10 protein-coding genes and 1 tRNA gene are annotated in these 12102 nt (G+C 65.6%); 8 read left to right on the top strand and 3 right to left on the bottom strand.

Translation table 11 applies throughout. From position 1 onward, the window contains the following. Positions 1 to 317 precede the first annotated feature (317 nt). From GFH49_RS09065 to GFH49_RS09045, 5 genes are all read left to right on the top strand, one after another. Positions 318 to 1544 (top strand): branched-chain amino acid ABC transporter substrate-binding protein, encoded by a 1227-nt coding sequence (locus GFH49_RS09065; RefSeq protein ID WP_155055288.1) that lies wholly within the window; start codon positions 318 to 320, stop codon positions 1542 to 1544. Positions 1545 to 1659: 115 nt separating this feature from the next. After that, complete coding sequence (locus GFH49_RS09060; RefSeq protein WP_155055287.1) at positions 1660 to 2589, top strand: branched-chain amino acid ABC transporter permease; 930 nt, start codon at positions 1660 to 1662, stop codon at positions 2587 to 2589. Positions 2590 to 2594: 5 nt separating this feature from the next. Beyond that, on the top strand, positions 2595 to 4433 hold the full coding sequence (locus GFH49_RS09055) for a branched-chain amino acid ABC transporter permease (protein ID WP_155055286.1): 1839 nt from the start codon (positions 2595 to 2597) through the stop codon (positions 4431 to 4433). A gap of 5 nt (positions 4434 to 4438) precedes the next feature. Then, the gene (locus GFH49_RS09050) at positions 4439 to 5299 is read left to right on the top strand and encodes an ABC transporter ATP-binding protein (protein WP_155055285.1); all 861 of its coding nucleotides are present in this window, start codon (positions 4439 to 4441) and stop codon (positions 5297 to 5299) included. After that, positions 5296 to 6012: an ABC transporter ATP-binding protein gene (locus GFH49_RS09045; RefSeq protein WP_155055284.1), complete on the top strand. Its 717-nt coding sequence runs from the start codon at positions 5296 to 5298 to the stop codon at positions 6010 to 6012. Before GFH49_RS09050 ends, GFH49_RS09045 begins: the two co-directional genes overlap by 4 nt. A gap of 80 nt (positions 6013 to 6092) precedes the next feature. Here GFH49_RS09045 and GFH49_RS09040 read toward each other — a convergent pair whose 3' ends face one another. After that, positions 6093 to 6752: an ANTAR domain-containing response regulator gene (locus tag GFH49_RS09040; protein ID WP_155055283.1), complete on the bottom strand. Its 660-nt coding sequence runs from the start codon at positions 6750 to 6752 to the stop codon at positions 6093 to 6095. 94 nt (positions 6753 to 6846) lie between these two features. Here GFH49_RS09040 and GFH49_RS09035 point away from each other — a divergent pair. Together GFH49_RS09035 and GFH49_RS09030 are read left to right on the top strand one after the other, a co-directional pair. Next, positions 6847 to 6929 (top strand) — tRNA-Leu (locus GFH49_RS09035). A gap of 86 nt (positions 6930 to 7015) precedes the next feature. Further along, positions 7016 to 7795, top strand: coding sequence for a helix-turn-helix domain-containing protein (locus tag GFH49_RS09030; RefSeq protein ID WP_155055282.1), 780 nt, complete (start codon positions 7016 to 7018; stop codon positions 7793 to 7795). Between the two features lie 12 nt (positions 7796 to 7807). Here GFH49_RS09030 and pyk read toward each other — a convergent pair whose 3' ends face one another. Beyond that, the gene (gene pyk / locus GFH49_RS09025) at positions 7808 to 9238 is read right to left on the bottom strand and encodes a pyruvate kinase (RefSeq protein WP_155055281.1); all 1431 of its coding nucleotides are present in this window, start codon (positions 9236 to 9238) and stop codon (positions 7808 to 7810) included. 132 nt (positions 9239 to 9370) lie between these two features. Further along, the gene (locus tag GFH49_RS09020) at positions 9371 to 10081 is read right to left on the bottom strand and encodes an SIMPL domain-containing protein (RefSeq protein WP_155055280.1); all 711 of its coding nucleotides are present in this window, start codon (positions 10079 to 10081) and stop codon (positions 9371 to 9373) included. Between the two features lie 178 nt (positions 10082 to 10259). Between GFH49_RS09020 and GFH49_RS09015 the strand changes: the two genes are divergently transcribed. Beyond that, the gene (locus tag GFH49_RS09015; RefSeq protein WP_155055279.1) at positions 10260 to 12065 is read left to right on the top strand and encodes a bifunctional metallophosphatase/5'-nucleotidase; all 1806 of its coding nucleotides are present in this window, start codon (positions 10260 to 10262) and stop codon (positions 12063 to 12065) included. The last annotated feature ends 37 nt before the right edge of the window (positions 12066 to 12102 follow it).

Below are 12102 nucleotides of genomic sequence, written 5' to 3'. Positions count from 1 at the left end.
CCCGCAGCAACGAGTTCGGTAATCACCAAAGACACCCGACACTCCTGAAATTGCCAGACGCGCAGCCTGCACGTTCTCACCATGTGGACTGCGCGAATCGGCTGGAACAGCCCACATCCACCCACCAGGTACCGCTCTGCATTACGTCGTGTCATAACAAGAGCGTCACAGCCTTGGCCAGACACTCCTCCACCTTCCCCGCCCGCGCTTAGAGTCACGGCCAGTCACCGCGCCTTCGGATTCGAAGTCATTTCGGCCCAGCGCTCGACTCGGCGCGTTCCACGAGGAGCCGCCGTGCCAGGGAAAGGACCTGATTCGTGCGTCAACGTTCGATCATCGCTTTCACCGCCGCACTCGCGGCGGGATCGCTGACACTCACCGCCTGTGGGTCGCGTGACGACGACAGCGACAGCAGCAGCGGCGACAAGACCACTGTTGTGATCGGTGTCGACGCTCCGCTGACCGGCGACCTCTCAGCGCTCGGTCTCGGCATCAAGAACTCCGCCGACCTGGCCGCGAAGACGGCCAACGAGGAAGAGTACGTCGACGGCGTCGAGTTCAAGATCGAACCCCTCGACGACCAGGCCCAGCCCTCCGTCGGCCAGCAGAACGCCCAGAAGTTCATCAGCAACGACGAGGTCCTCGGCGTCGTCGGCCCGCTGAACTCCAGCGTCTCCCAGCAGATGCAGAAGCCCTTCGCCGACGCCGGCCTCACTCAGGTCTCCCCCGCCAACACGGGTACCGAACTCACCCAGGGCGACGGCTGGAAGACCGGCGACTCGGTCCGCCAGTTCGACACCTTCTTCCGCACGGCCACCACCGACGAGATCCAGGGCGCCTTCGCCGCGGACTACCTCTACAACCAGGCCAAGATCAAGAAGGTCTACCTGATCGACGACCAGAAGACCTACGGCGCGGGCCTCGCCGCCTCCTTCGAGACGAACTTCACCAAACTCGGTGGCGAGATCGTCGGCAACGACCACATCAACCCCGATGACCGCGACTTCAACGCCGTCGTCGCCAAGATCAAGGACACCGGCGCCGAAGCCCTCTACTACGGCGGCGAGTACCCCGCCGCCGCACCCCTGAGCCAGCAGCTCAAGGACAGCGGCCAGAACATCCCGCTCATGGGCGGCGACGGCATCTACTCCGGCGAATACCCCAAGCTCAACAAGAAGGCCGAAGGCGACCTCGCCACCTCCGTGGGCGAGCCCGTCGAAGAGCTCGACTCCGCCCAGACCTTCATCAAGGACTACGAGGCCGCAGGCTACGAGGACGCCTACGAGGCCTACGGCGGCCTCACCTACGACGCCACCTGGTCCATCATCGAGGCCGTCAAGCTGGCGGTCGAGGGCAACGACGGCCAGCTCCCCGACGACGGCCGCAAGGCGGTCCTGGACGCCATGGCCGACGTCAAGTTCGACGGCGTCACCGGCACCATCTCCTTCGACGAGTTCGGTGACACCACCAACCACACGATGACCGCGTACAAGGTCAAGGACAACGCCTGGGCGGCGGAGTTCAGCGGCGAGCCCAAGCTCTGAGCAGAGGACGAGTAGAGAGCACTCCTTCATCACACATTGATCCAGGCCGCGCGGGAGCGCCCATCAGCGCTCCCGCGCGGCGCCATATCCGAACCACTCCCACGGAGGCCCTGCGGTGAACGAACTGCCGCAACAGCTGGCCAATGGACTCATCCTCGGCGCGATGTACGGACTCATCGCGATCGGCTACACGATGGTCTACGGCATCGTCCAGCTCATCAACTTCGCCCACGGCGAGATCTTCATGGTCGGGGGCTTCGGGGCCCTCACCGTCTGGCTGTGGCTTCCCGAGGGCTTCGCCCTCGGCGCCGCCGTCCCCCTCATGATCCTCGGCGGCATCGTTGTCTCGGTGGCCTTCGCCACCGCGGCGGAACGCTTCGCTTATCGACCACTGCGCACCGCACCACGCCTGGCGCCCCTCATCACCGCCATCGGCCTGTCCATCGTCCTCCAGCAGGTCGTATGGATGTGGTACCCCGACGCGAAGAAGGACCGCCCCTTCCCTCAGTTCGAGGGCGGCCCCTTCGACGTCTTCGGCGCCAACATCCAGCGCGGTGACCTCTTCGTCCTGATCGCCGCACCACTGTGCATGGTCGCCCTCGGATTCTTCGTCACAAAGACCCGCTCCGGACGCGGCATGCAGGCCACCGCCCAGGACCCCGACACCGCCAAGCTCATGGGCGTCAACACCGACCGCATCATCGTCATGGCCTTCGCCATCGGCGCCGCGTTCGCCGCCATCGCCGCAGTCGCCTACGGCCTCAAGAATGGCCAAGTCGGCTTCCGCATGGGCTTCCTCATGGGCCTCAAAGCCTTCACCGCCGCCGTTCTCGGCGGCATCGGCAACATCTACGGCGCCATGCTCGGCGGCATCGTCCTCGGCGTCGCCGAGTCCCTCGCCACCGGCTACATAGGCGACATCCCCGGCATGGAACTCTTCGGCGGCGGCGCCTGGAAGGACGTATGGGCATTCGCCCTGCTCATCCTCGTCCTCCTGTTCAGACCACAAGGCCTGCTCGGCGAACGCGTCGCGGATCGGGCGTGATACCCATGACAACCAACACCACCACGGACCTCACCAAGTCGCCCTCGGCGGGCACATCTCCACTGATCCCGCTGCCCCCGGCCCTGGCCCGCGCCACCACCGTCCTCGGCTCCGCCGTGGCACTCGCCGGCACCTTCCTCGCCTGGACCTGGACCGAGGAATTCCCCGGCAACCTCACCGTCACCGGATACCCCGGCGGCCTGCAGATCCTCACCCTCATCGGGTCCGCCCTCACCCTGCTGTTCGCCCTGTCCGGCTACGGCATCCGCGGACTCGGCTGGCTCACCCCCGGCGGCACCAACAGCCCCGTCCTGCTGCTCGCCCTCGGCGTCCTCGGCACCACCGGCTACGCCATGGGCGCCATCAGCGATGAACTCGGCGGCCTCGTCAACCTCGAACCCGGCGCATGGGTCTCCGGCATCGGCGCCCTCATCGCCACCATCGGCGCCCTCGGCCTCCCCTACGACCAGCCCTACGACGCCGCCGACCCCACCCCCGACCTCTGGGGCAAAATCCGCAAATTCGGTGGCAAGGCCCGCCACGCACTCAGCGCCCCCGAACCCGGACGCGCCAAGGAACTCCCCGCCTGGGCAGAGATCCTCATCATCGCCGCAGGCTTCGGCGCCGGCCTCTACGTATTCGCCTACGGCATCGGCACCGAATACTCCGAACTCTTCATCGGCTTCCTCATCATCGCCGGGTTCGGATTCACCGCCGTCAACCGCGCCGGACTCCTCAAGCGGCTCTCAGCACTCACCGCCAAGCACCGCAACGTCACCCTCGCAGCCGCCTTCGCCGCCGCGATCTGCTTCCCCTTCACCCAGAGCAACGACCAATTCGCGCTCATCGGCGCGAACATCCTGATCTTCGCCACCGTCGCCCTGGGCCTCAACGTCGTCGTCGGCCTCGCCGGCCTCCTCGACCTCGGCTACGTCGCCTTCCTCGGCGTCGGCGCCTACGCCGCAGCCCTGGTCTCCGGCTCCCCACAGTCCACGATCGGCGTCCACTTCCCGTTCTGGGCCGCCGTCCTCACCGGCGCCGCCGCCTCACTGATCTTCGGCGTCGTCATCGGCGCCCCCACCCTGCGACTGCGCGGCGACTACCTCGCCATCGTCACGCTCGGCTTCGGTGAGATCTTCCGCATCACCATGAACAACCTGAACGGCAACAGCGGACCCGACGTCACCAACGGCTCCAACGGCATCCCGAACATCCCCGACCTGGAGATCTTCGGCTTCAACCTCGGAGTACCGCACGACGTCCTGGGCACCGAACTGACCCGCTCCGGCAACTACTACCTGCTGATGCTGCTGTTCACAGCCATCGTCGTCATGGTCTTCCGCCGCTCCGCGGAATCCCGCATCGGCCGTGCCTGGGTCGCCATCCGCGAAGACGAAACCGCCGCCACCGCCATGGGCATCAACGGCTTCCGCCTCAAGCTCCTCGCCTTCGCCCTCGGCGCCTCCCTCGCCGGACTCGCCGGCACCGTCCAGTCCCACGTCTCATACAGCGTCACCCCCGAGCAGTACCAGTTCGCCGGCTCCGTACCGCCCAACTCGGCCTTCCTGCTCGCCGCCGTCATCCTCGGCGGCATGGGCACCATCAGCGGCCCCCTCATCGGCGCCGCACTGCTCTACCTCATCCCGGCCAAACTCCAGTTCATGGCCGAATACCAACTGCTCCTCTTCGGCTTCGCCCTCATGCTCCTGATGCGCTTCCGCCCCGAAGGCCTCGTCGCCGACCGCAGGAAGCAACTCGAGTTCCACGAAACCGGACAACTCGATGTACCCGAGGGCACCGCCCTGCCCGACGGTGCCACCGGCGTCGCCAAGGCAGGGGCGTGAACCACATGACCACAACCATCACCAGCACCGTCCTCGACGCCACCGGCGTCACCATGCGGTTCGGCGGCCTCACCGCCGTACGCTCCGTCGACCTCACCGTCAACAGCGGCGAAATCGTCGGACTCATCGGCCCCAACGGCGCCGGCAAAACCACCTTCTTCAACTGCCTCACCGGCCTGTACGTCCCCACTGACGGCAAGGTCACCTACAAAGGCACCGTCCTACCGCCCAAACCACACCTCGTCACCCAGGCCGGCATCGCCCGCACCTTCCAGAACATCCGGCTCTTCGCCAACATGACCGTCCTGGAAAACGTGCTCGTCGGACGACACACACGGACGAAGGAAGGCCTGTGGTCGGCACTGCTGCGCCTGCCGAGCTTCAGCAAGGCCGAAGCAGCATCCCGCGAACGAGCCATGGAACTCCTCGAGTTCATCGGCCTCGCCGCCAAAGCCGACCACCTCGCCCGCAACCTGCCCTACGGCGAACAGCGCAAGCTCGAAATCGCCCGCGCGCTCGCAAGCGAACCCGGCCTGCTCCTCCTCGACGAGCCCACAGCCGGCATGAACCCGCAGGAAACCCGCGCCACCGAAGAACTCGTCTTCGCCATCCGCGACAAAGGCATCGCCGTCCTCGTCATCGAACACGACATCCGGTTCATCATGAACCTCTGCGACCGAGTCGCCGTGCTCGTCCAAGGCGAAAAAATCGTCGAAGGACCCGCCGAAGTCGTCCAAGCAGACGAACGCGTCATCGCCGCCTACCTCGGCACCCCCTTCGACGGCGCCCCAGGCTCCGAAGAAGCCGCCGAAGTCGAAGCCGCCGAAGCACACAGCACCACGTCTTCGGAAGGGGACGACCAGTGACCGCACTGCTCGAAGTCGACAACCTCAGGGTCGCCTACGGCAAAATCGAAGCCGTCAAAGGCATCACCTTCAAGGTCAACGCGGGCGAAGTCGTCACCCTCATCGGCACCAACGGCGCCGGCAAAACCACCACCCTGCGCACCCTCTCCGGACTCCTCCAGCCACTCTCCGGACGGATCACGTTCGACGGCAAACCCCTGCACAAAACACCCGCCCACAAAATCGTCTCCATGGGACTGGCCCACTCCCCCGAAGGCCGCCGCATCTTCCCCCGCATGACGATCGAGGACAACCTCCGCCTCGGCGCCTTCCTCCGCAACGACAAAGAAGGCATCGAAAAGGACATCCAGCGCGCCTACGACCTCTTCCCCATCCTCGGAGAACGCCGCAAGCAGGCCGCCGGCACCCTCTCAGGCGGCGAACAGCAGATGCTCGCCATGGGGCGCGCGCTGATGTCGCAACCGAAACTGCTGATGCTGGACGAACCGTCCATGGGCCTGTCGCCGATCATGATGCAGAAGATCATGGCGACCATCAAAGAACTCAAGTCCCAGGGCACCACCATCCTGCTCATCGAACAGAACGCCCAGGCGGCACTTTCCCTGGCGGATCACGGCCACGTCATGGAGGTCGGCAAGATCGTCCTGTCCGGCACGGGACAGGACCTGCTGCACGACGAATCCGTCCGGAAGGCATACCTCGGCGAGGACTGAGGTCATCGCGCCAGTACGACGATGCCCGCGCCCCCTGTCGCAGGGGGCGCGGGCATCGTCGTCGCGTCCAGTGACCGGGCTCAGCCCTTGCCGTTGCCCTTCTTCTCCTCAGCGTCCTGAATGACCGCCTCGGCAACCTGCTGCATCGACATCCGGCGATCCATCGACGTCTTCTGAATCCACCGGAAAGCGGCCGGCTCAGTCAGCCCGTACTCGGTCTGAAGGATCGACTTCGCCCGATCGACCAGCTTCCGAGTCTCAAGCCGCTGGGAGAGATCCGCGACCTCCTTCTCCAGCTCCTTCAACTCCGTGAACCGGGAGACGGCCATCTCGATCGCGGGCACGACGTCACTCTTACTGAACGGCTTCACGAGGTAAGCCATGGCACCGGCATCACGAGCACGCTCGACGAGGTCGCGCTGCGAGAAGGCGGTCAGCATGAGGACGGGCGCGATGCGCTCTTCGGCGATCTTCTCGGCCGCGGAGATCCCGTCGAGCTTCGGCATCTTCACATCGAGGATCACGAGATCCGGCTGGTGCTCCCGGGCCAGCTCCACGGCCTGCTCACCGTCACCGGCCTCACCGACGACGCTGTACCCCTCCTCCTCCAGCATCTCTTTCAGGTCGAGCCGGATCAGTGCCTCATCCTCGGCAATGACGACACGGGTCGTCAGCGGAGGCACGTGCGACTTGTCGTCGTCGGGCGCGTCTACGGGCTGGGGCGACTCGGGGGCGGTCACGGGGGCTCCTTGTTCAGGGCAGGGGTGCTGCTCCCAAGAGCCTACCTAGCTGCAGGTCGGCTTGGTCACCCGGTACACTCCTCAGGGGTCACCAGCCGGGTTGGCGGAATGGCAGACGCTGATGTCTCAAACACATCTGTCCGAAAGGACGTGCGGGTTCGAATCCCGCACCCGGCACTTCTGACCAGAAGCGGGTGTCCACGTTCTCGTGAACATCCGCTTTTCGCTGCGTGTCGTCGCGATCGTTCACCGAGTGTGGCCACATGGAGCAACACAACCCTTCGATTCGAGCACAAGCTGTCGCACTCATGCGCCAAGGCATCCCGAATCGCATAGTCGCAGCTCGCCTCAACGTTCCGCGGGGGACCGTCGGCTGGTGGCGCAGCGAAGATCGCAGGCTACGAGGCGAAACCTACGAGCAGCCCACGGACTGCCCCCAGTGCACAGGCCTCGACTTCGACCGAGCCGCGTACGCCTACCTCCTGGGCCTCTACCTCGGCGACGGTCACATCATCTCGAAGCGCAAGCAGCACCACTTGTCCGTCTTCTGCAACGCCACGCAGACGGGCCTGATCGCCGCCGCCGAGGACGCCATGCGCAGGGTGATGCCCCTGCCTAGCGTGACGCAGCGCTACAAACCGGGCTGCGTCGAGGTGAAGTCGTACACCAAGCACTGGATCTGCATGTTCCCCCAGCACGGCCCCGGCAAGAAGCACGACCGCCGCATCGCACTCGAACCCTGGCAGCAGGAAATCGTCGACGCCCACCGCTGGGAATTCATCCGCGGCCTCATCCACTCCGACGGCTGCCGCATCACCAACTGGACGACCCGAATCGTCGCCGGTGAGCGCAAGCGCTACGAATACCCCCGGTACTTCTTCACCAACGTCTCCGACGACATCCGGCAGCTCTACACCGACACCCTCGACAAACTCGGCATCGAGTGGACGCACTGCACCCGGAACGGCAACCCGTACAACATCTCGGTCGCCCGCAAAGCCTCCGTAGCCCTGATGGACGCCCACATTGGCCCCAAGTACTGAACACCGAGCCGCCTACTTGTCGTCCTCGCCGATGTGATGCACCCGGACGAGGTTCGTCGAGCCTGAGACGCCGGGTGGGGAACCCGCGGTGATGACGACGATGTCGCCCTGTTCGCAGCGGCCGTACTTCAGGAGGAGCTCGTCCACCTGGTCGACCATCGCGTCCGTGGAGTCGACGTGCGGGCCGAGGAACGTCTCCACGCCCCACGTCAGGTTCAGCTGGGACCGCGTCGCCGGCTCCGGTGTGAAGGCGAGCAGGGGGATCGGGGAGCGGTAGCGGGACAGGCGGCGGGCCGTGTCTCCGGACTGGGTGAAGGCGACGAGGAACTTCGCGCCGAGGAAGTCGCCCATCTCCGCTGCCGCACGGGCCACCGCACCGCCTTGTGTGCGGGGCTTGTTGCGTTCGGTCAGTGGGGGGAGGCCCTTGGCCAGGATGTCCTCCTCGGCGGCTTCGACGATCTTCGCCATCGTGCGGACTGTCTCGATCGGGTACTTGCCGACGCTGGTTTCGCCGGACAGCATGACCGCGTCCGTGCCGTCGATGACCGCGTTGGCGACGTCGCTCGCCTCGGCGCGGGTCGGGCGGGAGTTGTCGATCATCGAGTCGAGCATCTGGGTCGCGACGATGACCGGCTTGGCGTTGCGCTTGGCGAGTTTGATGGCGCGCTTTTGGACGATGGGGACCTGCTCCAGCGGCATTTCCACGCCGAGGTCACCGCGCGCGACCATGATGCCGTCGAAGGCGGCGACGATGTCGTCGACGGCGTCGACGGCTTGCGGCTTCTCGACCTTGGCGATCACGGGGAGGCGGCGGCCTTCTTCGTCCATGATGCGGTGGACGTCGTCGATGTCGCGGCCGCTGCGGACGAAGGAGAGGGCGATGACGTCGAAGCCCGTGCGCAGGGCCCAGCGGAGGTCGGCTTCGTCCTTGTCGGAGAGGGCGGGGACGGAGACGGCGACGCCGGGAAGGTTGAGGCCCTTGTTGTCGGAGACCATGCCGCCTTCGACGACCGTGGTGTGGACGCGGGGGCCGTCGACCCCGGTGACCTCCAGGCAGACCTTGCCGTCGTCGACGAGGATGCGCTCACCGATGGTGACGTCGGTGGCGAGGCCGGCGTACGTGGTGCCGCACTGTTGCTGGTCACCCTGAGCGTGTTCTTCGACGGTGATGGTGAAGGTGTCGCCGCGTTCAAGGAGTACGGGGCCTTCGGTGAAGCGGCCGAGTCGGATCTTCGGGCCTTGAAGGTCGGCGAGGATGCCGACGCTGCGGCCGGTCTCGTCGGAGGCCTTGCGGACGTGCTGGTAGCGCTCCTCGTGGTCGGCGTAGCTGCCGTGGCTGAGGTTGAATCGGGCGACGTCCATTCCGGCTTCGACCAGTGCCTTGATCTGGTCGTATGAGTCGGTTGCGGGGCCCAGGGTGCAGACGATTTTTGCTCGGCGCATGTTTCGAGCCTAGAGCTTACCGGCGGGTAGAGATTTGGTCTTGGGTGACTACTCAACAACCTTTAAGCAAAGGGCTGTTGACAAGTGTTGAATTGTGCGGAGGGGTGCTCTGATGAGCATTCCGTACGCGGGTCACAGGCGGGGCGGCGCCATGGTGAAGCGTGCATTGACCTGGGCGTAGACGTGTTGGCGTTGAGGTTCGAGGTCGAGGGGGGCGGCGGCGTCTTCGGCGGCGAAGGCTGCGGAGCGCATGCGGGCGTTGCCTGCGGTGGCGTAGCGCTCGGTGTTTTCGGCGCCGATGTCGGCTAGTTCGACGAGGGCGGCGAGTGAGGTGCCGAGGGCTTCGGCGTACTCCTTGGCCCGCTGGACGGCTTCCTTCACGGCCTGTTGGCGGGCTTGGCGGTGGGCGGGTGAGTTGGGGCGGAGGGCCCATGTGGGGCCGTCGACGCGGGTGAGTTCTTGGTCGGCGAGGCGGGTGGTGAGTTCGCCGAGGGCGGTGAAGTCGGTGAGTTCGGCGGTGATGTGGACGCGGCCGTGGTAGGCGTGGATGCGTTCGCCGCGGCCTTTTTCCTTGAGTTCGGGGCTGATGGAGAAGGCACCGGTTTCGAGGCGTTCGACTGCGTCGCCGTAGCTCTTGATGAGGTCGAGGGTGGTGGTGTTGCGGCGGGTGAGGTCGTCGAGGGCGGTGCGGCGGTCTTTGCCGCGGGTGGTGACGGTGACGACGATGCGGGCGATTTCGGGGTCGACTTCGAGGCGGGCTTCGCCGCGGACGGCGATGCGGGGGGCGTCGGGGGTGCCGTAGGGGACGGCGGGGTGGGGTTCGTCGGTGGGTGGTGTGGTCATACGCCCCACTCTGTCATGCCTTACTCGCTTACGGGGTGGGCGAGTTCGTGGGTCGGGTCATCAGATCGAAACCTGAGGGACCTGTTGCTGCTGGGCATGTGCGGGTCAGAATCTACGCGCGTTGTGACCGTCGTCGGTCTGCGCGCGCCGTTGACCGAGGCCCGAGGAGTGTCCAGAGATGCCGCTGAACCGTCGGAAGTTCCTGCAGAAGTCCGCCGTGACCGGGGCGGGGGTTGCGATCGCCGGTGCGGCGGCGGCTCCGGCGGCTCAGGCCGCGGAGGTGAAGAAGGGGCGGAAGCCGGCGAAGCGGTATTCCCTGACGGTGATGGGCACGACGGATCTGCACGGGCACATCTTCAACTGGGACTATTTCAAGAACGCGGAGTACTCGGACGCCAGGGGCAATGCGCAGGGTCTGGCCCGGATTTCGACGCTGGTGAACCAGGTCCGGGAGGAGAAGGGGCGCCGCAATACGCTGTTGCTGGATGCGGGCGACACGATCCAGGGAACTCCGCTGACGTACTACTACGCGAAGGTGGACCCGATCACCGCCGAGGGCGGTCCGATTCATCCGATGGCGGCGGCGATGAACGCGATCGGGTATGACGCGGTGGCGCTGGGCAATCATGAGTTCAACTACGGCATCGAGACGCTGCGGAAGTTCGAGGAGCAGTGCGACTTCCCGCTGCTGGGTGCGAACGCGCTGGACGCGAAGACTCTCCGGCCCGCTTTCCCGCCGTACTTCATCAAGAAGTTCCGTGTGCCGGGCGCTCCGCCGGTGAAGGTCGCCGTGCTGGGGCTGACGAATCCTGGTATCGCGATCTGGGACAAGGCGTATGTCGAGGGGAAGCTGACGTTCCCGGGTCTGGAGGAGCAGGCGGCGAAGTGGGTGCCGAGGCTGCGGTCGATGGGCGCGGATGTGGTGGTCGTGTCGGCGCACTCGGGTTCGTCGGGTACGTCGTCGTACGGTGATCAGCTGCCGTATGTCGAGAACTCGTCGGCGCTGGTGGCCCAGCAGGTGCCGGGTATCGACGCGATCCTGGTGGGTCATGCGCATACGGAGATCGCGGAGCTGCTGGTCACGAATGAGAAGACCGGCAAGACGGTGGTGTTGTCGGAGCCGCTGTGTTTTGCGGAGCGGTTGTCGTTGTTCGACTTCGAGTTGGTCTTCGAGAAGGGCCGCTGGAGGGTCGAGGGGGTGACCGCGACGGTGCGCGATTCGAAGACGGTCGCCGACGATCCGAGGATCACGAAGCTGCTGAAGGACGATCACGACATCGTGGTCGAGTACGTCAACCAGGTCGTCGGTACGGCCACGGAGACGCTGACGACGGTGGATGCCCGCTATAAGGACGCCCCGATCATCGATCTGATCACAAAGGTGCAGGAGGACGTGGTCAGGGCGGCGTTGGCGGGTTCGGAGTATGCGTCGCTTCCGGTGATCGCGCAGGCGTCGCCGTTTTCGCGGACGTCGGAGATTCCGGCCGGGGATGTGACGATCCGGGATCTGTCGGGTCTGTATGTGTATGACAACACGCTGGTCGCGAAGTTGATGACGGGTGCGCAGATCAAGGCGTATCTGGAGTATTCGGCGGAGTATTTCGTGCAGACGGCGGCGGGTGCCGCGGTCGATGTGGAGAAGCTGACGAACGCGGGTGGCCGCCCGGATTACAACTACGACTACGTGTCGGGGTTGTCGTACGAGATCGATGTCGCGCAGGCGGCGGGTTCGCGGATCAAGAATGTGATGTACGGCGGTGCGGCGCTGGATGATGCCCAGGGGTTTGTGTTCGCGGTGAACAACTACCGGGCGAATGGCGGGGGTGCGTTCCCGCATGTGGCATCGGCGCAGGAGGTGTGGTCGGAGTCGACGGAGATCCGTACGCGGATCGCGGAGTGGGTGACGGCGAAGGGTGTGCTGGATCCGAAGGACTTTGCGTCGGTGGACTGGAGGCTGACGCGGGACGGTACGCCTGTGTTCTAGGGCGAGGGGTTCGGGTCAACGGCGTCGGGGCGTTCGC

It is taken from the genome of Streptomyces blattellae, from assembly GCF_009709555.1.
Classification (GTDB): domain Bacteria; phylum Actinomycetota; class Actinomycetes; order Streptomycetales; family Streptomycetaceae; genus Streptomyces; species Streptomyces blattellae.
The sequence above is the reverse complement of the archived record's forward strand: the minus strand, read 5'-3'. Positions and strand labels throughout refer to the sequence as shown.